Source organism: Streptomyces sp. NPDC024555 (assembly GCF_055559335.1).
This window is the reverse complement of record NZ_JBVHKV010000008.1, coordinates 217,871-237,707: the sequence shown is the minus strand read 5'-3', so window position 1 is coordinate 237,707 and position 19,837 is coordinate 217,871. Positions and strand designations below refer to the sequence as shown.

Genomic DNA, 19,837 nt, shown 5'->3' with positions numbered 1-19,837 from the left:
CGGGTGGGGGCGCCCGTATGGTGGCCATGTGCCGCCTGCCGGACGCACGCGTGAGCGGCCCGGCGGACGAGGAGGCGAACGGGGACGTTCCCGGTGGCGATCGACCCGGTCGGTCCGGTGAGGCAGTAGCGACGGTCGGGGCCCCCTCAGCGCAGCCTCAACTGCTCGCGCAGCCGCTTCACGTGGGCCTCGATGTCGCGGTCGGCGGGCGGGCCGTCGACGGGCGGGCCTTCGGTGACCTGGCCTTCGGTGGGTGCCGGAGCCTCCGTGTCGGGCGCGGGGCGGCGGCAGGGGCCGCACAGGCCGTCGCGGAAGGCTTCGGGGCGGCCGGGGACGCGGCAGGCGGTGCACTCGGGCATGAGGAAGGGGCCCGGGGAGCTGTCGGGCGGTGCGGGGGCCGGGGCGGCGGGGCGCTGGGGCGGGAGTTTGGTGACGAGGCGCTTGCGGACGAAGCCGAGGGGGGAGTCGACGGCCGGGGGCAGACCTGCGGTGATCGCGTGGACGAGGTAGTCGGCGTCCGCGCCGCGCGCGAACCAGGCGGCGGCCAGCTCCTCCAGCGCCCGGCAGTCGCCCTCGGACAGCCCCAGCCGGTGATCGGCCGCGCCCAGCCGGGTCAGCGCGAGGTAGGCGGGGGACGGGGCCTCCGGCGCGGTGCGCTGCTGCGGTACGAGCGGGGCGGTGGCGGTGGTGGCAGTGGTTTCCGGGCCCTCGGATGACGGGGCCGTCGCCCCGGCCGGGACCCACGGCGGGGGCGGGGCCGCCGGGGCGGGCGCGGCGTCAGACGGTGCCGGAGGTGCCGGGGATGTCAGCCGGTGGCCCGCCTCGGCGGTCAGGAACGTGTTCCACCACTCGTTGTCGCGTGCCGTCCGCGACCAGAACGTACGGGTGACCCAGCGGACGTTGTCCCCCTCCCCGACCGCGCACCGCGCCTGCCGCAGATGCCCGGCCACGCCCAGGGCCCGCAGCGCGCTGCCGACGGCCATCTGCCCGTACAGCGGCTGGCACTTGGCGAGCGACTTGATGCCCATCGCCGCGCCCTCGGGCAGCCGGTCCACGTACGCCGCGATGTACCGCTCCCGCTCGGGCAGGAACGCGAAGTCGTCGGGGTGGGGCGGACGTTCGCCGGGGACGGACCGCTTGCCGTAGCCGGGGCTGGCCTTCGGGTGTTCGGTGCCTACGTCCTGTGCGGCCGGAACCGAACGCGACGGGGGCAAGACGGCGGGCGGCGGCGGGGCAGGGCTAAGGTTCTGGGTAGCCACGAGATCGGGTTCCTTTGTCGTTCGATCTTGAGGTGAGACCCCGGCCGGTGCGTTCAACACCGCGTCGGGGTCGTTACGTTGGGGGCACCGTAGGCAGTCGTGACGTTGTGCCGCAACTCGGTCACAAGTAGTCATACTTGCTCGCCGTGACGGGGTGGGAGGTGGGGAGGTTTTCCCTCCCCTTCCTTTATCTACCTACCGGTTGTCAGACACGGCTCGAATCCCGGAGCCCGGATCTCGGCGCTCGGGTCCCGGGATCCGAGACTCGGGCAGAGGGGCCGATCGCGTACCCACGAACGAGTGAACGGGTCTTCGAGTCTCGGGGGTCGGGGCTCGGAGCCCGGATCTCGGCGCCCGGGTCTTGGGGATCGGGTCTCGGGGCCTGGGAATGATGGAACGGACGGCTCCCGGCACGCATGGTGTCGCGGATCAGGAAGGCGTCCGATGCCGCAGAACGCGCAGCCTCAGCAGAATCGACAGGAGTCGGCACCGCCGAGCTTCGCTCAGGCCATCCAGGAGACGGAGCGCGCGGCGGTCCACCTGGAGATGCGTGACACGTACTTCGACAACGAGCGCTTCGCCGTGGGCGCACGGCATCACAGCGAGTTCCACGTCTGATCGCGCACGTGCCAAAGCCGTCGTGACGTTGCGCCGCGGCCTGCGCGCGAGCGGCTAGAAGCTGTCGTACGCAGGCCGTCCCGCAGGCCGGTACACCGCCAGGACCGTGCCGCCCTTCGTCGCCGTGACCGTGACCGGCCGCAGGGCCGTCGGGATCGCGCCGTCCGCGAAGAGGCGTTTGCCGGTGCCGAGGATGACCGGGTGGATGGTGAGGCGGTACTCGTCCACCAGGTTCTCGCGCATCAGGGTCTGGGCCAGGTCGCCGCTGCCGACGACGTTGATGTTGCGGCCCTCGGTCTCCTTGAGGCGGCGTACCGCGTCGGCGGTGTCACCGTCCAGGAGGGTGGAGTTCTGCCAGTCCACGGATGTGAGGGTGCGGGACGCCACGTACTTGTGCATGGAGTTCATGCGCTCCGTGAACGGGTTGTCCGGGTCGGCGGTCGGCCAGTACGACGCGAAGATGTCGTACGTCTTGCGGCCGAGGAGCATCGCGTCGGCGTCGTCGTACCAGGCGGCGATCGCCTCGCCGACGCCCTCGTCGAACGTGGGCTTCTGCCAGCCGCCGTGCGGGAAGCCGCTCTCGGGGTCCTCGTCGGGGCCGCCGGGGGCCTGCATGACGCCGTCGAGGGTCAGGAACGTGGTGACGATGATCTTGCGCATGGTGTGAGCTCCTCTCGTCGTGGGCGGGCCCCGAGGCCGTCGGCCTCAGCGGACCACGTCGAAGACGTTCTTCTGGATGCCGTTGGGGAACGCCTCGTGCTCCACGAGTTTCAGGTGCCGGGTGTCCTTGTCGGCCGCGCTGAACAGGCGCTTGCCCGCGCCGAGGAGCAGCGGGAAGACGAGGAGGTGATAGCGGTCGATCAGACCGGCGTCGGAGAGCGCGTGGTTGAGGGCGGCGCTCCCGTGGACGATGACCGGGCCGCCTTCGGTCTCCTTCAGCGCGGCCACCTCGTCCATGGACCGGAGGATGTGGGTCTCGCCCCACGTGTCCACGAGGCCGTCCTCGGTGAGCGTCGTGGACACGACGTACTTGGGCATCGCCTTGTAGCCGGCGAACTCCTCCATGCCCGGCCACACGGGGCTGAACGCCTCGTAGCTGACCCGCCCCATCATGAGCGCCCCGGCCTCCTCCTGTTCCCGGCCCTTGATCTCGTACGCCTCGGGGAGGAAGTCGATGCCCTTGAAGGTCCAGCCGGAGTTCCGGTAGCCGGGCTCGCCGCCCGGCGCCTCCATGACACCGTCGAGGGAGACGAAAGCGGTGCTGATAAGTGTGCGCATGGTGTCCTCGGGGTACGTGCGGCGTGCTTTACATGGGTTCAGACCGCGCGGCGGGGGAAAAGTCATCGGTCCGGCGTTCCGGACCGGTCCCCAGGACGGCGGAGCCGGTACGCCATCCTCCGTCGGCGGTCCTGACGCCCTCCTCGGCTGCCACTGACGCCGTGCGCGCCCCCCCCGCCCTACCTCGGCGGCAACGGCGGCCGCCTCCGGTCCGGGGCCGTGTCGTACGTCGGCGGGGTCGCCGGGGGGTGGGCGGCGAGGAGGTCGAGGGCGAGGCGGACGGCGTCGTCGAGGACGGCGTGGCGGCCCTCGGCCCAGTCGAGGGGGGTGCGGAGGGCTTCGAGGTCGGGTTCGACGCCGTGGTTCTCGACGGACCAGCCGTAGGTGTCGAACCAGGCGGCGTTCATGGGGACGGTGATGACGGTGCCGTCGACGAGGCGGTGGCGGCCGGTCATGCCGACGACGCCGCCCCAGGTGCGCTGGCCGACGACCGGGCCGAGCTTGAGGAGGCGGAAGGCGGCGGTGATCATGTCGCCGTCGGAGGAGGTGGCCTCGTCGGCGAGGGCGACGACGGGGCCCCGGGGGGCGTTGGAGGCGTAGCTGACGGGCTGGGCGTTGCGGGTGAGGTCCCAGCCGAGGATGGTGCGGGTGAGCTTCTCGACGACGAGTTCGCTGATGTGGCCGCCCGCGTTGCCGCGTACGTCGACGATGAGGGCCGGGCGGGAGACCTCCAGGCGCAGATCGCGGTTGAACTGGGCCCAGCCGGAGCCGCCCATGTCGGGGATGTGGAGGTAGCCGCAGCGGCCGCCGCTGAGATCGCGGACGACGGCGCGGCGTTTGGCCACCCAGTCCTGGTAGCGCAGGGGGCGTTCGTCGACGAGGGGGACGACGGCGACGCGGCGGGAGCGGCCCTGGCCCTCGGCGGGGGTGAAGGTGAGTTCGACCGTGGTGCCGCCCGCCGCGGAGAGCAGCGGGTAGGGGCCGGAGACCGGGTCGACCGGGCGGCCGTCGACATGGGTGAGGACGGCGCCCTCGCGGATGCCCGTACCGGCCAGCGGGGAGCGGGCCTTGGAGTCCGAGGAGTCGCCGGGCAGGATGCGGCGGAGCGTCCAGGCACCGTCCCGGCAGGTGAAGTCGGCGCCCAGCAGGCCGATCGCGCGCTGGTAGTGCGGGGGGCCCTCGTTGCGGCGGGCGGGCGCGACGTACGCGTGGGAGGTGCCCAGCTCGCCCAGGACCTCGCGCAGCAGATCCGCGAACTCATCGGGCGTGGCGACCCGTTCGACCAGCGGGCGGTACTGGTCCAGGACCGCCGGCCAGTCGATCCCGCACATGTCCGGCTCCCAGAAGTACGAGCGGATCAGCCGCCCCGCCTCCCCGTACGCCTGCCGCCACTCCGCCGCCGGGTCCGCCTCGTGGAGGATGCGGCGCAGGTCGAGGTAGACGGTGGAGTCGTTGTCGCCGGGCTCGTTCGCCGGGACCGCGCGCAGTTCGCCGTCGTCCATGACGACCAGCCGCGAGGAGTCGCCGCTGACCTCGAACCAGTCGAGGTGGTCGACGAGTTCGGTCCGCTTGGCCTTGGCGATGTTGAAGTGCTCCAGCGTCGGGCGCCCCGACATGTCCGCCGGGTTGGCGAAGGTCTCGCCCAGCGCGCCGGAGATCGGCCAGCGCAGCCAGACCAGCCCGCCGCCGCTGACCGGGCAGAGCGCCGAGTACTTGGACGCCGAGACGGGGAACGGGGTGACCCGGCTCTCCAGGCCCTCGAACTCCACCGTCACCGGCGAGCCCTCCGCCGCCTCCGCCTCGTCGGAGTCCAGCGGGTCCAGACCGCCCGCCGCCGGGCGCCCGTCGGGGGAGAGGGCGAACGGGGACGGGGTCGCCGAGGAGAGCGGGACCAGGTAGGGGCGGCAGCCGAGCGGGAAGGACAGATCGCCGGTGTGCACGTCGTAGACCGGGTCGAAGCCGCGCCAGGACAGGAACGCGAGATAGCGGCCGTCGCCGGTGAAGACCGGGTTCTCGTCCTCGAAGCGGCCGTTGGTGACGTCGACGATGATCGGGGCGCCGGTGCCCTGGATCCGGGCCAGTTTGATCTGGCGCAGCGAGCGGCCGACGCCCGGGTGCGACCAGGTCAGCCAGTCGCCGTCCGGGGAGAACGCCAGATCGCGGACCGGGCCGTTGATGGAGCGGATCAGCTCGGTGGGCTCTCCGGTGGACGTCTCCTCGTCGGTGTCCAGGAGCAGGATCCGCCCGTCGTGCGAGGCGATGGCGAGCCGTTCGCCGTCCGGGTCGGAGATCAGCTCCAGGACCCGGCCCAGCCGGCCGGACGCCAGCCGGCGCGGGGTGCGGTCGCCGCTGGCGCGCGGCAGGTACGCGATCTCGATCGCGTCCTCGCCCTCCGCGTCGGTGACGTACGCGACCTGGCCGCCGCTGCCCAGCATCTCCGGCAGCCGCACCCGGACCCCCGGGGTGTCCGCGATGGTGCGGGCCGGGCCGTCGCGGTGGGTGAGCCAGTACAGGCTGCCGCGCACCGAGACGGCGCTGGCGCGGCCCGTCTCGTCCACGGAGAGCCCGTCGACGTTGCTCGCGGCCGGGACCTGGTAGACGCGCCGCCCGGCGCGCGGGCCGCCGAGCCGGACCGTCAGCTTCCGGGGCACGGCGTCCGGGGTCTCCAGGTCGTCGACCAGCCACAGCTCGCCCGCGCACTGGTAGACGACCCGCCGGCCGTCGCTGGAGGCGTGCCGGGCGTAGAACGCGTCGTGGTCCGTGTGGCGGCGCAGACCGCTCCCGTCGGGCCGGCACGAGTAGAGGTTGCCGACGCCCTCGTGGTCGGAGAGGAAGGCGATCCGGTCCCCGACGAACATGGGGGAGTCCAGATGCCCGTCGAGGTCCGGCAGCAGCCGTTCGCCGTGCAGCCAGAGCCGGCCGGTGGCCCCGCCCCGGTAGCGCTTCCAGGCGGCCGGTTCGTGCGGCGGTGTGCCGGTGAGCAGCAGGGTGCGGCGCTCGCCGCCGATGTCGCCGACCGCGATGTCGGAGACCGGGCCCCAGGGCAGCCGGCCGCCGGGGCTGCCGTCGGTGGGGACGCCGTAGGCCCAGGAGAAGTACGAGAACGGCTGCCGGTGCGAGGAGACGGCGAGGATCTGCGCCGCGTCCCCGTCGGGGGTCCAGCCGCAGACCCGGGCGTCCGTCGACCCCCAGTAGGTGAGCCGGCGGGACGGGCCGCCCGCCACCGGCGCGACATGGATCTCCGGGTCGAGGCTGCGCCAGGTCGTGTACGCGATGTGGCTTCCGTCGGGGGAGAACCGGGGGTGGCCGATCCGGGTGCGGTCGACGGTCACGCGCCAGGCGCGTCCGGGCACCTCGCCCTCGGGGGCGAGGGGGGCGACCCACAGATCGTCCTCCGCGGCGAAGCAGAGCAGATCCTCGTGGAGGTGCGGGAACCGGAGATACGAGTCGTCGTCACTCACCCCCCAATGCTTTCGGTGCGCGGGGGGCGCGGCAACTCAGGGGACGGGGGAACGTTCGGACGGTCCGCCCGGCCGGTTCGCGCGGCGGTCTTCGCAACCCGGTCTTTATGGCTTGCTGACAGCTGTGGTGCGGCCCACAAGCGAAACTGTTCCGTTTCGCTGGAGGGAGGGGGTAGCGTGCATGTGTACGAAACAGTTTCGTTCGATGATCGCTCGATACACCGGACGGAACGGCCCCGAGGAGAACAGGAGGTCGACACATGGCACGCACACGGCTCACGCCCGAGCGTGAGAGCGAGCTGTACGCCGCCGTGCTCGACCTGCTCCGCGAGGTGGGCTACGACGCCCTCACCATGGACGCCGTCGCCGCGCGTACGCATTCCAGCAAGGCCACCCTCTACCGCCAGTGGGGGAGCAAGCCGGCGCTCGTCGTCACGGCCCTGCGGCACAACAAGCCCGTCTCCCTCGGCGATGTCGACACCGGCTCGCTGCGCGGTGACTTCCATGCCGTCCTCAGCCGCAGTGACGACTGTCAGATGGAGAAGGACGCCGCGCTGATGCGGGGTCTGAGCCATGCCGTCCACGACAATCCCGACCTCCTCCAGGCGCTCCGCGAACTGCTGGTCGAACCGGAGATGACCGGTCTCGACACACTGCTGCGCCGCGCCGTGGACCGGGGAGAGCTGAGCCCGGACAATCCGGCGCTCAGATACGTACCGCACATGCTGATCGGCGCCTTCGCCACCAGACAGCTGGTGGAGGACCGCCCCGTCGACCAGGCCTTCCTTCTCGACTACGTCGACTCCGTGATCCTCCCCGCTCTCGGAGCCTGACCACACCGGTCCCCGCGTCTTCTCACGTACGGCCCCCTCCCCAAGCCCCACCTGACACGCCGCTCTCGTCGTCGGGCTGGTTCCACACGCCCATTTCCTCTCAACGACCTGACCGGGAGTACGCCTCCGTGGCCACATTCCTCTACAAACTCGGACGGCTCGCCTTCCGGCGCCGCCGCTATGTCGCCCTGATCTGGGTGGCACTGCTGGCCCTCGCCGGGTTCGGCGCGGCCTCCGCGTCCACCGCCACCTCCAGCTCCTTCTCCATTCCCGGTACGGAGGCCCAGAAGGCCTTCGACCTGCTGGAACAGCGCTTCCCCGCCGCCAGCGCCGACGGCGCGACCGCGCGCATCGTCTTCAAGGCCCCCGAGGGCGAGAAGATGACGGACCCGGCCAACAAGACCGAGGTCAACAAGATCACCACCGAGCTGAAGTCGGGCTCGGACCAGATCGCCTCGGTCGTCGACCCGTACGCCGGAAAGGCCGTCTCCAAGGACGGCTCGACCGCGTACATCTCGGTGACGTACAAGGTCAACTCCATGGAGCTGACCGACGCGACCCGGGACGCCCTGGAGGACGCGGGCACCCACGCGCAGAAGAGCGGCATGACCGTCGAGATCGGCGGTGACGCGCTCCAGGTGATGCCGGAGACGGGCGCCACCGAGATCATCGGCGTCGCCATCGCCGCCGTGGTCCTGGTCGTCACCTTCGGCTCGCTGATCGCCGCCGGACTCCCGCTGCTCACCGCCCTGATCGGCGTCGGCATCGGCGTCTCCACGATCACCGCGCTGGCCAATGTGCTGGACCTGGGCAACACGACCTCCACCCTCGCGATGATGATCGGCCTCGCGGTCGGCATCGACTACGCGCTCTTCATCGTCTCCCGCTACCGCGCCGAACTGGCCGAGGGCCGGGAGCGCGAGGAAGCGGCCGGACGCGCGGTCGGCACGGCCGGTTCCGCGGTCGTCTTCGCCGGGCTCACCGTCGTCATCGCCCTGGTCGGCCTGGCCGTCGTCAACATCCCGATGCTCTCCAAGATGGGCTTCGCCGCCGCCGGCACCGTCGCCATCGCCGTCCTGATCGCGCTCACCCTCGTCCCGGCCATGCTGGGCTTCGCGGGCAAGCGGGTCATGGGCCGCAAGGCCCGCAAGGCCGCCGAGGCGGAGAACGCCCCCGAGGCCAAGCCCAACATGGGCACCCGCTGGGCGCGGTTCGTGCTGCGCAAGCCGGTCTGGGTGCTGCTCGTCGGCGTCCTCGGCCTCGGCGCGATCGCCGTCCCGGCCGCCTCGCTGGAGATGGGCCTGCCCGACGACGGCTCCCAGCCCACCAGCACCACCCAGCGCCGCGCCTACGACCTGCTCTCCGAGGGCTTCGGCCCCGGCTTCAACGGGCCGCTGCTCGTCGTCGTCGACACCGAGAACAGCTCCGACGGCAAGGCCGCGGCCCAGCGGGTCGGCGACGAGATCTCCGGCATGAAGGGCGTCGTCGCCGTCACCCCCGCCACCTTCAACAAGGCCGGCGACGCGGCGATGATCACCGTCGTCCCGAAGGACCGCCCCAGCTCCGTCGAGACGGAGAACGTGGTCCACTCGATCCGCGACGCGGGCAAGGACATCAAGTCCAGCACCGGCGCCGAGGTGCTGGTCACCGGCTCCACCGCGATGAACATCGACTTCTCGCAGAAGATGAACGACGCGCTGCTGCCGTACCTGGCGCTCGTGGTCGGCCTCGCCTTCCTGCTGCTGATGGTGGTCTTCCGGTCGGTGCTCGTGCCGCTGAAGGCGGCGCTCGGCTTCCTGCTCTCGGTCGTCGCGGCCCTGGGCGCGGTCGTCGCGGTCTTCCAGTGGGGCTGGCTCGGCTCGCTCTTCGGGGTCGAGCAGACCGGTCCGATCATGTCGATGATGCCGATCTTCATGGTGGGCGTGGTCTTCGGCCTCGCGATGGACTACGAGGTCTTCCTCGTGACCCGGATGCGCGAGGCGTACGTCCACGGCGAGAAGCCCGGCCAGGCCATCGTCACCGGCTTCAAGCACGGGGCCAGGGTCGTCACGGCCGCGGCCGTGATCATGATGGCGGTCTTCGCCGGCTTCATCGGCTCCAGCGAGCAGATGATCAAGATGATCGGCTTCTCGCTCGCCATCGCCGTCTTCTTCGACGCGTTCGTCGTCCGCATGGCGATCGTGCCCGCGGTCCTGGCGCTGCTCGGCAAGCGCGCCTGGTGGCTGCCGCGCTGGCTGGACCGGGCGCTGCCCAACGTGGACGTCGAGGGCGAGGGTCTCCGCAAGGAGCTGGCCACCGAGCCGGCCGCGGACGGTCCGGGCCCCGACGCCGGGGACGAGCGCGAGCTGACCCGGGTCTGAGCCGGGTCCGGCCGGGTCCGGTCCTACCGGGCCGGCCCGACCGGCTCCTGTCCGACCGGCTCCCGGACATCGTGACGGGGGCCGCCGAACTCCGGGACCGCGTCTGAGCGGAACGCGGTCCCGGGAGCGCCGGTTACCTGTGGGGACGGGGGACCGGGGCGACGAGAGCCCCCGTGCATCTGGGCACGGGGGCTCTCACCATGTTCGTCGCCGTCCGGGGTTCAGGCGGGCGCGGTCTCCTGCGCCGCCGTCCGTTCCGCCTCGGCCGCCGCCTTGCGGGCCCGCCGCAGGAAGCGGATCAGGGGCGCGGTGTCGAACTGGACGACGTCCACGCCCTCCGGCGTATCGCGTTCGACGACGAGCTGGACGCGGCCGCACGGCCAGACGCGCAGACCGTCGCGCTCGGCGGGGGAGCGCAGCCCCTGCTCCAGCAGCTCGCGTCCGACCGGCCAGACGGAGCCGCCGGGGAAGGCGATCAGGATCGTGCCGGGGTCGGTCGCGGGATCGTGGCGCAGCTCGACATGGACCACGGGCAGATCGCGGGCATCGGTGACGAGCCGGGCTCGGGCATGTTCTTTGATCACGGGGGACATGGGCCGGCTCCTCCTGTGTGCACCTGTATTTTGTGTGTCTTCGACCTCTAATGTCCCATATTTTCGTAAAAGAGCACGACGGGAGGGGTGTCGGGCGGGCGGTTGTCGCGATGGCGGGTGCCGGGCAGTTGTGACAACCCCGCTCTTGCGACCTCTTTGCAACAAGGGCCTATCATTGAGAGGTTCATGACCCCGCGCAGCCATGCGATCACGCAGAAGCGGAGCCTCCCCCCCATGCATGTACCCGACGGATTCATCAACGCGCCCGTCTCCGCCGTCACCGGGGTGGTGGCCGCCGGGGCGGTGGCCGTCAGCCTGAAGGGCGCCCGCCGGGAGCTGGACGAGCGCACCGCGCCGCTCGCGGGACTCGTCGCCGCGTTCATCTTCGCCGTGCAGATGCTGAACTTCCCGGTCGCCGCGGGCACCAGCGGACATCTGCTGGGCGGGGCGCTGGCCGCGATCCTCGTCGGGCCCTACACCGGGGTCCTCTGCATATCCGTCGTCCTGCTGATGCAGGGCATCCTCTTCGCCGACGGCGGGCTCACCGCGCTCGGCGTGAACATCCTCGACATGGGCGTCGTCACCACCGTCGTCGCGTACGCCCTCTTCCGGGGCCTGCTCGGCGTGCTGCCGCGCACCCGCCGCTCCGCGACCGTCGCCTCCTTCGTCGCCGCGCTGGTCTCCGTCCCGGCCGCCGCCGCCGCGTTCACGCTGATCTACTGGATCGGCGGCACCACCGACATCCCGATCGGCAAGGTCTTCACCGCGATGGTCGGGGTCCACGTCCTGATCGGCATCGGCGAGGCCCTGATCACCGCGCTGACCGTCGGCGCCGTCATCGCCGTCCGCCCCGACCTGGTCCACGGCGCCCGCGGCCTCACCGCCCCGCTCAAGCTCCGGATCGACGGCGAACTCGTCGACGCGCCCGCGCCCGCCCGCGAGCCCGCCCCCGCCGCCCACCGCTCCACGCGCGGGCTGTGGATCACCGGACTGGCCACCGCCGTCGTCCTGGCCGGATTCGTCTCCTTCTACGCCTCCGCCAACCCGGACGGACTGGAGAAGGTCGCCACCGACAAGGGCATCGACGAGAAGGTCAAGGACCACGCCGCCAAGGACTCCCCGCTCGCCGACTACGGCGTCAAGGACGTCTCCAACACCCGGCTCTCCGGCGGACTGGCCGGAGTGATCGGCGTCGGCGCCACCCTCGTCGCCGGCAGCGGCGCGTTCTACGTCGTCTCCCGCCGCCGCCGTACCAAGGACGACGCCTCCTCCGCGTCCGACACCCACGAGAAGGTCTGACATGGGCGCGGGCCACGCCCACAAGCTCTACCGGCACGGGCACTCGCCGGTCCACGCGCTGCCGCCGCACTGCAAGATCGCCGCGGTGTTCTGCTTCGTCGTGGTCGTCGTGTCCACCCCGCGCGAGGCGGTCTGGGCCTTCGGGCTCTACGCCCTGCTGATCGCGGGCGCCGCCGCCGCGGCCCGCGTCCCCGCCGGCTTCCTCCTCAAACGGCTGCTCATCGAGGTGCCGTTCGTCGCCTTCGCGCTGCTCATGCCGTTCGTCGTGCCCGGCGAGCAGACCCAGGTCCTCGGCCTCTCCGTCAGCGTCCCCGGCCTCTGGGGCGCCTGGAACGTGCTGGCCAAGGGCACCCTCGGCGTCGCCGCCTCCGTGCTCCTGGCCTCCACCACCGAACTGCGCTCCCTGCTGCTCGGCCTCCAGCGCCTGAAACTGCCCCCGCTGCTCGTCCAGATCGCCTCCTTCATGATCCGCTACGGCGACGTCATCACCGACGAGATGCGCCGGATGTCCATCGCCCGCCGCTCCCGCGGCTTCGAGGCGCGCGGCGTCCGGCAGTGGGGCGTCCTCGCCAAGTCGGCGGGCGCGCTGTTCATCCGCTCCTACGAACGCGGCGAACGCGTCCACCTCGCCATGGTCAGCCGGGGCTACACCGGCACCATGCCCGTCATCGACGAGGTGACCGCCTCGCGCGCCCAGTGGGCGTACGCCTCGGCACTCCCGGTGCTCGCCCTCGCGGTCTGTCTGGTGGGATGGACCGTATGAGCCCCGACCCCGCCCCCGTACCGCCCTCCCTGGAGGTCAGCGGCCTCGCCTACGCCTACCCCGACGGCCACCAGGCGCTCTTCGGCGTCGACCTGACCGTCGCGCGCGGTGAGCGCGTCGCCCTGCTCGGCCCGAACGGGGCCGGCAAGACCACCCTCGTCCTCCACCTCAACGGCATCCTGGAGGCGGGCGCCGGATCGGTCCGCGTCGCCGGAACGCCGGTGGACAAGCGGAACATGGCCGAGATCCGCCGCCGCGTCGGCATCGTCTTCCAGGACCCCGACGACCAGCTCTTCATGCCGACCGTCCGCGAGGACGTCGCCTTCGGACCGGCCTCCGGCGGGCTGCGCGGCGCGGAGCTGGAGGAACGGGTCACGGAGGCGCTGAAGCAGGTCGGCATGGAGGAGTACGCCGGCCGGCCCCCGCACCACCTCTCCTTCGGCCAGCGCCGCCGCGTCGCCGTCGCCACGGTCCTCGCCATGCGCCCCGAGATCCTCGTCCTGGACGAGCCCTCCTCCAACCTGGACCCGGCCTCCCGCCGCGAACTCGCCGACATCCTGCGCGGCCTGGACGTCACGGTGCTCATGGTCACCCACGACCTGCCGTACGCCCTCGAACTCTGCGCCCGCTCCGTCATCCTCAGCGACGGAGTCATCGCCGCCGACGACCGCACCCAGGACCTCCTCTGCGACGAGGACCTGATGCGCGCCCACCGGCTGGAGCTGCCCTTCGGCTTCGACCCGCGTTCGGTGACGGTGCCTTCGGCGTGAGACACGCCTGAGGACGGGCCGCGGACGGGCCCACGGTCCGCAACCGGGTGCCCGAGGGGTGACCCGGCCCACCCGCGACCTGCGACGCCGTGCACCATGGGGGCATGAGCGGCGGCAGCGCGGGAGCAGGCGTGGACGTACGGGGCACGGTGGCGCCCGGATTCGAAGCGGTCCGGGACGCCTTCGTCCGCAACTTCGAGGAACGCGGCGACCGCGGGGCGGCGGTCGCCGTCTACCGGCACGGGTACAAGGTCGTCGACCTGTGGGCCGGGACCCGGGACGTCGACGGCACCGAGCCCTGGGCCGTCGACACCGTGCAGATCGTCCGCTCGGCCGGCAAGGGCATCGCCGCAGCCGTGCCGCTGCTGCTGCACCAGCGCGGCCAGATCGACCTGCACGCCCCGGTCTCCACCTACTGGCCCGAGTTCAAAGCGAACGGCAAGGAACGCGTCCTCGTCCGCCACCTCCTCGCCCACCGGGCCGGAGTCCCCGCCCTCGACCGTCCGCTCACCCCGGCGGAGGCCGCCGACGGCATCAGCGGACCGCGCGCGGTCGCCGCCCAGCGCCCCCAGTGGGAGCCCGGCACCGACCACGGCTACCACGCCCAGACCTACAGCTGGCTCATCGGTGAACTGGTGCGCCGCGTCACCGGACGCACCGTCGGCCGCTGGGTCGCCGAGGAGATCGCCCGCCCGCTCGGCCTGGACTTCTGGTTCGGCATCCCGGCGGACGAGGCCCACCGCATCGGCCGGATCGGCCCGGTCGAGGCACCCCCGGGCGACGCCGGGGGCGGGCTGCGGATGCGCCCCAAGCGCGCGGTGTCCGACGCCTACCGCGACCCGGAGTCGCTGACCCGGCGGGCGTTCGGCGCCATCGACCCGCTCCCCGACGAGAACGACCCCGGCTACCGGGCCGCCGAACTCCCCGCCTCCAACGGCATCGCCACCGCCCGCGGCCTGGCCCGCTGCTACGCCGCGATGATCGGCCCCGTCGACGGCCACCGGCTGTTCGCCCCCGCCACCCTCACCCTCGCCCGCACCGAGGAATCCGCGGGCCCGGACCGCGTCCTCGTCGTCAACACCCGTTACGGCCTGGGCTACATGCTGCACGGACCGGCCGCCCCGCTGCTGGCCCCCGGCTCCTTCGGACACCCCGGCCGGGGCGGCTCCCTCGGCTTCGCCGACCCCGAATCCGGCATCGCCCTCGGCTATGTGACGAACGGTCTGCAGAAGGGAGTCACCGCCGACCCCCGTGCCCAGGCGCTGGTGCGGGCAGTACGGTCGGCGCTATGACTTCTCCCGTACGGCCCCGACTCGACGGATACGGCGTCCTCATCACCGGAGCGGGCCGGGGCATCGGCGCCGCCACCGCCCGCCGGCTCGCCGACGAGGGCGCCCGCGTCCTCGTCACCGACCTGGACGGCGAACGGGCCGAGGACACGGCCGCGGAGATCCGGGAGGACGGCGGCCAGGCCGCGGCCCTGGACTGCGACGTGGCCGACCGCGAGGCCGTCGAGACGGCCGTCGCCCACGCCGTCTCCCTCTTCGGCCGCCTCGACGTCCTCGTCAACAACGCCTGCGCCTGCACCGAGGACGCCCCGCTCTTCGAGGACGAACCCGACGCGAGCTGGGCCCGCGACCTCGACATCACCCTCACCGGCGCCTACCGCTGCGCCCGCGCCGCCCTGCCGCACCTCGCCGCGTCCGGCCGGGGCGCCATCGTCTCCATCGGCTCCGTCAACGGCCTCCAGGACTTCGGCAACCACGCCTACAGCGCCGCCAAGGCAGGCCTGGAGAGCCTCACCCGCACCCTCGCCGGCCACGCCGGACCGCGCGGCGTCCGCGTCAACCTCGTCGCCCCCGGCACCGTCCGCACCGACGCCTGGTCCGGCCGCGGCGACGCCCTCGACCGGGTCCGCGCCCTCTACCCCCTCGGCCGCGTCGGCGAACCCGAGGACATCGCCGCCGCCGTCGCCTTCCTCGCCTCCCCGGACGCCGCCTGGATCACCGGCACCACCCTCCGCGTCGACGGCGGCCTCACCGCCGTCAACAACGGCTTCCGGCAGGCCCTGGCCATGGAGTAGGCCGTGGCCGGAAGGCCCTGCCGGTCGTACGGCGAGACCTTCCGGCGGTCACGCGCCGCCGAGCGACACCCCGCGCGAACGCCTGCGCCGGATCCGCGCAAGTACGGGGTGAGACCGCCACCCGGGCGGGATCGGACAGGAGACCTCATGGATCCGGACGAGGACCTGCTGACGCGGGCGGCCCGCGAGCCCGACGCCTTCGAACCGCTGGTCGACCGGCACAGCGCGGCCCTGCACGGCTACCTCGTGCGCCGGGCACCGGCCGCCGCCGACGACCTGCTCTCCGAGGTGTGGCTCCAGGCGTACGCCCACCGGAGCACCTTCGACCCCGGACGCGGATCGGCCAGGGGCTGGCTGTTCGGCGTCGCCAGAAACGTCCTGGCTCGCCACCGGCAGTCCGCCGCGCGGGCGGCGGGCCGGCCGAAGCCGCCCGCCGACGACGCGGCGGGCGACCCCTGGCACGCCGTCGACGCACGCCTGGACGCCGCCGCCGTCGCCCCCGACCTGCGCGCCGGACTCGCCGGACTTCCCGAGGCCGAACGGGAGTTGCTGCTCCTCGTCGCCTGGGAGGAGCTGACCCCGGCCGAGGCCGCGGCGGCCGTCGGCATCCCCGCGGGCACCGCGCGCTCCCGGCTGCACCGGGCCCGCGCCCGGCTCCGTGACGGACTCTCCGCCACCACCCGTACGACCCTGACGGGAGACCTCGCATGAACCACACCGACCAGCGGGCCGACGTGCTCGACTTCCCCGGCGCCGAAGCGCTGCACCGGGCCGGCCGCACCGCCCCGCCCGACGACACGGTCCGGGAGCGCGCCCGCTCCCTCGTACGCGCCGCCATCGCCGCCGACACCGCCGCCCGGCCCGCCTCGGCCCCTTCCGACACCGTCGCCCGGCCCGCCGCTGACACCGCCGCCCCGACTGCCCTTGACGTCGTCGCCCCGGCCCCTGCCGGTACCGCCGTCCGGCCCGCCGCTGACACCGCCACCCGGCCGCGCAGGGCGCACCCCGGCCGTCGCCGGGTGCTCGTCGGGGCCGCCGCCGTCGCGGTGCTGGCCGCCGGAGCGGCTCTCCTGCCCGTGGCCGACATCGGCGGCGAACCGGCCGCCACCGCCTCGGCGGCCGAGGTGTTCACCGCCATGGCCGACCGCGCGGCCTCCGGGGACGCGACCGATGCCCCGTACTGGCACACCACCGTGCGGACCTGGGTGGAGGGCGAGCGGGCCCGCACCGACGACGTGTACCTGAGCCGGAACACGGTCGTCATCGAGACGCACAACGGCCGGACCGTCACCAAGTCCAACCCCTCCGGCACCAGTTGGGCCGTCGGCGACCGACAGGTCGGCTGGAAGGGCCTCGACACCCTGCCCACCGCACCGGACGCGCTGCGCCGCGCCCTGTCGGCGGGGGCCCGGGGGAGCGCAGCCGACGAGCAGACCGTACGCCAGGCCGGGACACTGCTCACCGACGCGCCCACCCCGCCCCGGCTGCGCGCCGCGCTCTACCGGGTCATGGCCGACACACCCGGCGCCAAGGTCACCGAAGGGGTGAAGGACGCGGTCGGACGGACCGGCACCCGGATCAGCTGGACCTGGTCCGGCACCCTCCCCCTGAGCGTCCAGCACGATCCGGGCTGGATCGTGCGGCCCTCCGACGGGCTCCTCCTGGAGACGGACTACAGCCCGGTGAACGACCCCGGACACATCACCAACACGTTCACCTATCTGCGCGTCGGCCCGGCGGACAGCATCGGCTGACGCACGGTCCCGCTCCACACGGGGCCGCGCGGAACAGGGGGCCGCGCGGGTCCGTACGGGGGACGGGGACTTGTGAGGGAAACGTGTCGGAGCTGTGTACCAACCTGGTGCCGATATGCAGATTGCGGTGGTGACGCGGATGTCCACACCGGATGATCATCTTGCTCCGCACGCTTGCTTGGCTTCTGACTGTGACTTCGGGGGGGACCACTTGTACCGCTTCACTCGCCGTTCCGGCATCGCTCTGGCTGCCGTCGCGCTGCTTACCGGCATGGCATCCGCTTGTTCCGACTCGCCCACGGCGTCCAAGGCCGCGCAGCCCGAGAAGCCGACGAGCTCCACCACGGCTCCCACGGCTCAGCCGTCGTCCCAGCTCGACAGGAAGCGCTTGGACAAGGAAGCCGGCGACCTGCTCAACCTGACGGATCGCCTGGAGTCGGACGAGGACGTCCTGGTCTCGGCCGGTTCCCTCGCGGTGCCCGGAGAGAACCGGGACGAGACGATCAAGTCCGGTACAGCCCTGCGGGTGGAGGTGGCGTGCGCGGGGGAGGGCGCGGTCACCTTCACGGTCGTCTCGGGCTCCGCCAAGACAGCCAGGCGCGTCGACTGCACGCAGCCGATGACGAACGCGTTCGACTTCACCACGGCCGGGCCGAGCCTCGCGATCCAGGCGGACTCACCCGAGGAAGACAAGGTGGGCACCGCCTACGTGGTGGGCCGCGCCTCCTAGTTGCGCCGGGAGCGGCCGAGCAGCAGGTGTCAGCCGCGCGGAACAGGGGCTGCGTGGGCGCCTGTACCGCCCACCGCACGGCATCGGCCTCCCGGGGGAGTCCCGGGAGGCCCGGCACCCGGCCTTACGCGTCCTTCGCCCCGTGCGCGGTCTCCGCATGCCGTCTCCGGAGCACCCGGAAGTCGGTCTCCCGGCTCCCGTCGCCCGCACGTTGCGCGGCCTCCTCGGCGGCGGTGAACGCGTCGCACGTCCCGCACCCACCCGACGACGGGACGGCGTCGGCGTCCGCCCCGGCGCCCTCGCGCCCGTCGCCCCTCATACGACCTCACCCCGACTCCGGGCGTTCTCCCGCGCGTTCCGCGCCCACAGCCGCTCCCGGGACGTCGCCTCCCGCGTGTGCTCGGGCAGCACCTCCCACTCGGCACCGCCCCGGGCCGGCCGGAGCATCCAGTAAGGGCCGGCGACCCCACGGAACTCCCCGATCCGGGGCAGATGCGCACGGGTCACATCGACCACGAGGGTCCCGGGGGCCGGGGCGAATTCGGACGGTTGTACCTGCATAGACACTGCCGTACCTCTCCGTAGTCGTTCCACTACCAAGGCGGCTCAGCGTGCCCTAGGCTCGAAATGTCATCAACTTACGGAAACTGGCAGATGAGTTGGGTGCGCAATGGTGAACCTCAAGGACCTTGATCCTGATCACTCACCTCGTGCCGCGTTCGGGGCGCGTCTCCGCAGCAAGCGGGACGAACGAGGCTGGACTCAGGACGAGCTGGGCGACCGCATGGGCTGTTCAGGAGCCCATATCTCGGCCGTCGAAACTGGTAGGCGGACGCCAACTCATCGCTTTGCAGTAAGTGCTGACAGAGTCCTTGAGACCGGCGACCTGTTCGAACGGCAGGTCCGGTCGCTGCGCTACAGATCGTTGCTCGAAGGCTTCCCCGAGTACGTCGATCACGAGGCACGAGCCGTGGAGATCCGGCTCTACGAGGTCGGCATCATCCCCGGCCTCCTCCAGACCCCGGAGTACGCGTCAGCGCTCGGGGACAGCACTGTGCAACGAGGCGTGGCCACGCGGGAGCATGCGGATGAGCGGATCAACCTGATCACTCAACGTCAGGCGTGCCTTGCGCGAACATCGCCACCGATGGTCTTCGTGGTGCTGGATGAGAGCTGTCTGCTCCGGCCGGTTGGCGACGACAGCGTGATGGCCGCGCAGCTCACGCGCCTCATCGAGTTCTCCGAGCTACCGAATACGGTCCTTCAAGTGGCACCGTTCAGCATCGGCACGCGTCGTCCGATGACACTGCCGGTCACGATCTTGACGATGCCGGACCGATCGCTCATCGCCTACGCAGAATCCGCGATCCGCGGTCACTTGGAGAGAGAAGGCGCCTCGATCCTGCCCATCCTTGCGAACTACCATCAACTCCAGGCCGAATCGCTGCCACGCGCCGAGTCCGTGGCCATGTTCAGCAAGTTACGAAAGGGCACTCCGTGACAACCGAATCCCCTCGTTGGTACACGTCCTCGTACAGCGAGAACGGCGGCCAGTGCGTGCAGGTCGCCATCAACCTCGCCCCTACTGGCTCTGTTCCGGTCCGTGATTCGAAGAACCCGGCGGGCCCCGCTCTCGCGCTCACCCCTGCTGCGTACAGCGTGTTCGTGATGGGCATCAAGCAGGGCGGTTTCCCGGCCGCCTGACGTTCGGCAGCGACGAAAGGGCACTCCGTGACAACCGAATCCCCTCGTTGGCACACGTCCTCGTACAGCAACAACGGCGGCGCCTGCGTCCAGGTCGCCACCAACCTCGCCCCCACCGGCACCGTCCCCGTCCGTGACTCCAAGAACCTCACGGGCCCCGCCCTCGCCCTCACCCCCGCCGCGTTCACCGCGTTCGTGACGGACATCAAGCGCGGCGGGTTCGAGACCGCCTGAGCGTGATGGTGAAGGCCGCCGCCCGGGTCTTCCCGTGTACGTGAACGCCGAGCGGCCCCCCAGGGACAGTCCTGGGGGGCCGCTCGCGGTGTACCCGT

21 protein-coding genes are annotated in these 19,837 nt (G+C 72.0%); 14 read left to right on the top strand and 7 right to left on the bottom strand.

The features are described from left to right. Positions 1–146: 146 nt before the first annotated feature. Positions 147–1,259 (bottom strand): MarR family transcriptional regulator, encoded by a 1,113-nt coding sequence (locus ACZ4FH_RS16095; RefSeq protein WP_467305195.1) that lies wholly within the window; start codon positions 1,257–1,259, stop codon positions 147–149. A gap of 444 nt (positions 1,260–1,703) precedes the next feature. Here ACZ4FH_RS16095 and ACZ4FH_RS16090 point away from each other — a divergent pair, with 444 nt between their 5' ends. Next, complete coding sequence (locus tag ACZ4FH_RS16090; RefSeq protein WP_467305194.1) at positions 1,704–1,877, top strand: hypothetical protein; 174 nt, start codon at positions 1,704–1,706, stop codon at positions 1,875–1,877. Between the two features lie 54 nt (positions 1,878–1,931). Here the strand turns inward: ACZ4FH_RS16090 and ACZ4FH_RS16085 are convergent, their stop codons facing one another. The 3 genes from ACZ4FH_RS16085 to ACZ4FH_RS16075 form a co-directional block, all read right to left on the bottom strand. After that, positions 1,932–2,537, bottom strand: coding sequence for a dihydrofolate reductase family protein (locus tag ACZ4FH_RS16085; protein WP_467305192.1), 606 nt, complete (start codon positions 2,535–2,537; stop codon positions 1,932–1,934). Positions 2,538–2,582: 45 nt separating this feature from the next. Next, positions 2,583–3,155 carry a dihydrofolate reductase family protein gene (locus tag ACZ4FH_RS16080; RefSeq protein WP_467305190.1) on the bottom strand — a complete coding sequence of 191 codons (573 nt, stop codon included), beginning with the start codon at positions 3,153–3,155 and terminating at the stop codon, positions 2,583–2,585. A 179-nt stretch (positions 3,156–3,334) separates the two neighbouring features. Beyond that, positions 3,335–6,616 carry a S41 family peptidase gene (locus ACZ4FH_RS16075; protein ID WP_467305189.1) on the bottom strand — a complete coding sequence of 1,094 codons (3,282 nt, stop codon included), beginning with the start codon at positions 6,614–6,616 and terminating at the stop codon, positions 3,335–3,337. Positions 6,617–6,876: 260 nt separating this feature from the next. Here ACZ4FH_RS16075 and ACZ4FH_RS16070 point away from each other — a divergent pair, with 260 nt between their 5' ends. After that, positions 6,877–7,449, top strand: coding sequence for a TetR/AcrR family transcriptional regulator (locus tag ACZ4FH_RS16070; protein WP_467305188.1), 573 nt, complete (start codon positions 6,877–6,879; stop codon positions 7,447–7,449). Positions 7,450–7,577: 128 nt separating this feature from the next. Then, positions 7,578–9,809 carry an MMPL family transporter gene (locus ACZ4FH_RS16065; RefSeq protein ID WP_467305186.1) on the top strand — a complete coding sequence of 744 codons (2,232 nt, stop codon included), beginning with the start codon at positions 7,578–7,580 and terminating at the stop codon, positions 9,807–9,809. 221 nt (positions 9,810–10,030) lie between these two features. On the opposite strand, the gene ACZ4FH_RS16060 is transcribed toward ACZ4FH_RS16065, so the two are convergent. Continuing rightward, positions 10,031–10,402, bottom strand: a complete 372-nt coding sequence (locus ACZ4FH_RS16060; RefSeq protein WP_467305184.1) for an SsgA family sporulation/cell division regulator — start codon at positions 10,400–10,402, stop codon at positions 10,031–10,033. 234 nt (positions 10,403–10,636) lie between these two features. On the opposite strand from ACZ4FH_RS16060, the gene ACZ4FH_RS16055 reads away from it, so the two are divergent. The 8 genes from ACZ4FH_RS16055 (at position 10,637) to ACZ4FH_RS16020 (ending at position 17,801) form a co-directional block, all read left to right on the top strand. After that, positions 10,637–11,701, top strand: a complete 1,065-nt coding sequence (locus tag ACZ4FH_RS16055; RefSeq protein ID WP_467305182.1) for an energy-coupling factor ABC transporter permease — start codon at positions 10,637–10,639, stop codon at positions 11,699–11,701. Between the two features lies 1 nt (position 11,702). Beyond that, positions 11,703–12,464 (top strand): cobalt ECF transporter T component CbiQ, encoded by a 762-nt coding sequence (gene cbiQ / locus ACZ4FH_RS16050; protein WP_467305180.1) that lies wholly within the window; start codon positions 11,703–11,705, stop codon positions 12,462–12,464. Next, complete coding sequence (locus ACZ4FH_RS16045) at positions 12,461–13,234, top strand: energy-coupling factor ABC transporter ATP-binding protein (RefSeq protein ID WP_467305179.1); 774 nt, start codon at positions 12,461–12,463, stop codon at positions 13,232–13,234. The genes cbiQ and ACZ4FH_RS16045 overlap by 4 nt, the downstream gene beginning before the upstream one ends. Before the next feature lie 131 nt (positions 13,235–13,365). After that, a complete protein-coding gene (locus tag ACZ4FH_RS16040; protein ID WP_467305381.1) occupies positions 13,366–14,526 on the top strand; it encodes a serine hydrolase domain-containing protein in 1,161 nt (386 codons plus the stop codon). After that, entirely contained in the window at positions 14,523–15,317 is a 795-nt protein-coding gene (locus tag ACZ4FH_RS16035) for an SDR family NAD(P)-dependent oxidoreductase (RefSeq protein WP_467305177.1), read from the top strand. Before ACZ4FH_RS16040 ends, ACZ4FH_RS16035 begins: the two co-directional genes overlap by 4 nt. A gap of 147 nt (positions 15,318–15,464) precedes the next feature. Next, a complete protein-coding gene (locus ACZ4FH_RS16030; protein WP_467305176.1) occupies positions 15,465–16,028 on the top strand; it encodes an RNA polymerase sigma factor in 564 nt (187 codons plus the stop codon). Beyond that, a complete protein-coding gene (locus ACZ4FH_RS16025; RefSeq protein WP_467305174.1) occupies positions 16,025–17,071 on the top strand; it encodes a hypothetical protein in 1,047 nt (348 codons plus the stop codon). The genes ACZ4FH_RS16030 and ACZ4FH_RS16025 overlap by 4 nt, the downstream gene beginning before the upstream one ends. 271 nt (positions 17,072–17,342) lie before the next feature. After that, on the top strand, positions 17,343–17,801 hold the full coding sequence (locus ACZ4FH_RS16020; RefSeq protein ID WP_467305173.1) for a hypothetical protein: 459 nt from the start codon (positions 17,343–17,345) through the stop codon (positions 17,799–17,801). A 124-nt stretch (positions 17,802–17,925) separates the two neighbouring features. Here ACZ4FH_RS16020 and ACZ4FH_RS16015 read toward each other — a convergent pair whose 3' ends face one another. Further along, positions 17,926–18,120 carry a hypothetical protein gene (locus ACZ4FH_RS16015; protein WP_467305172.1) on the bottom strand — a complete coding sequence of 65 codons (195 nt, stop codon included), beginning with the start codon at positions 18,118–18,120 and terminating at the stop codon, positions 17,926–17,928. Further along, positions 18,117–18,362 carry a hypothetical protein gene (locus tag ACZ4FH_RS16010; protein ID WP_450682425.1) on the bottom strand — a complete coding sequence of 82 codons (246 nt, stop codon included), beginning with the start codon at positions 18,360–18,362 and terminating at the stop codon, positions 18,117–18,119. Before ACZ4FH_RS16010 ends, ACZ4FH_RS16015 begins: the two co-directional genes overlap by 4 nt. Positions 18,363–18,471: 109 nt before the next feature. Here ACZ4FH_RS16010 and ACZ4FH_RS16005 point away from each other — a divergent pair, with 109 nt between their 5' ends. From ACZ4FH_RS16005 to ACZ4FH_RS15995, 3 genes are read left to right on the top strand one after another with little or no spacing between them, the layout of a single operon-like run. Then, positions 18,472–19,302, top strand: a complete 831-nt coding sequence (locus ACZ4FH_RS16005; protein WP_467305170.1) for a helix-turn-helix domain-containing protein — start codon at positions 18,472–18,474, stop codon at positions 19,300–19,302. Beyond that, entirely contained in the window at positions 19,299–19,505 is a 207-nt protein-coding gene (locus tag ACZ4FH_RS16000; RefSeq protein ID WP_467305168.1) for a DUF397 domain-containing protein, read from the top strand. The genes ACZ4FH_RS16005 and ACZ4FH_RS16000 overlap by 4 nt, the downstream gene beginning before the upstream one ends. A gap of 27 nt (positions 19,506–19,532) precedes the next feature. Beyond that, positions 19,533–19,739, top strand: coding sequence for a DUF397 domain-containing protein (locus ACZ4FH_RS15995; RefSeq protein WP_467305167.1), 207 nt, complete (start codon positions 19,533–19,535; stop codon positions 19,737–19,739). Positions 19,740–19,837: the final 98 nt, after the last annotated feature.

What these genes read in the sequence shown, in the direction of transcription:
- ACZ4FH_RS16030 (WP_467305176.1), top strand. Translation starts at nt 15,465, where the DNA reads ATGGATCCGGACGAGGACCTGCTGACGCGGGCGGCCCGCGAGCCCGAC.
- ACZ4FH_RS16020 (WP_467305173.1), top strand. Translation starts at nt 17,343, where the DNA reads ATGGCATCCGCTTGTTCCGACTCGCCCACGGCGTCCAAGGCCGCGCAG.
- ACZ4FH_RS16055 (WP_467305182.1), top strand. Translation starts at nt 10,637, where the DNA reads ATGCATGTACCCGACGGATTCATCAACGCGCCCGTCTCCGCCGTCACC.
- ACZ4FH_RS16070 (WP_467305188.1), top strand. Translation starts at nt 6,877, where the DNA reads ATGGCACGCACACGGCTCACGCCCGAGCGTGAGAGCGAGCTGTACGCC.
- ACZ4FH_RS16025 (WP_467305174.1), top strand. Translation starts at nt 16,025, where the DNA reads ATGAACCACACCGACCAGCGGGCCGACGTGCTCGACTTCCCCGGCGCC.
- ACZ4FH_RS16035 (WP_467305177.1), top strand. Translation starts at nt 14,523, where the DNA reads ATGACTTCTCCCGTACGGCCCCGACTCGACGGATACGGCGTCCTCATC.
- ACZ4FH_RS16085 (WP_467305192.1), bottom strand. Translation starts at nt 2,537, where the DNA reads ATGCGCAAGATCATCGTCACCACGTTCCTGACCCTCGACGGCGTCATG.
- ACZ4FH_RS16005 (WP_467305170.1), top strand. Translation starts at nt 18,472, where the DNA reads ATGGTGAACCTCAAGGACCTTGATCCTGATCACTCACCTCGTGCCGCG.
- ACZ4FH_RS16080 (WP_467305190.1), bottom strand. Translation starts at nt 3,155, where the DNA reads ATGCGCACACTTATCAGCACCGCTTTCGTCTCCCTCGACGGTGTCATG.
- ACZ4FH_RS16015 (WP_467305172.1), bottom strand. Translation starts at nt 18,120, where the DNA reads ATGAGGGGCGACGGGCGCGAGGGCGCCGGGGCGGACGCCGACGCCGTC.
- ACZ4FH_RS16045 (WP_467305179.1), top strand. Translation starts at nt 12,461, where the DNA reads ATGAGCCCCGACCCCGCCCCCGTACCGCCCTCCCTGGAGGTCAGCGGC.
- cbiQ (WP_467305180.1), top strand. Translation starts at nt 11,703, where the DNA reads ATGGGCGCGGGCCACGCCCACAAGCTCTACCGGCACGGGCACTCGCCG.
- ACZ4FH_RS16090 (WP_467305194.1), top strand. Translation starts at nt 1,704, where the DNA reads ATGCCGCAGAACGCGCAGCCTCAGCAGAATCGACAGGAGTCGGCACCG.
- ACZ4FH_RS16060 (WP_467305184.1), bottom strand. Translation starts at nt 10,402, where the DNA reads ATGTCCCCCGTGATCAAAGAACATGCCCGAGCCCGGCTCGTCACCGAT.
- ACZ4FH_RS16010 (WP_450682425.1), bottom strand. Translation starts at nt 18,362, where the DNA reads ATGCAGGTACAACCGTCCGAATTCGCCCCGGCCCCCGGGACCCTCGTG.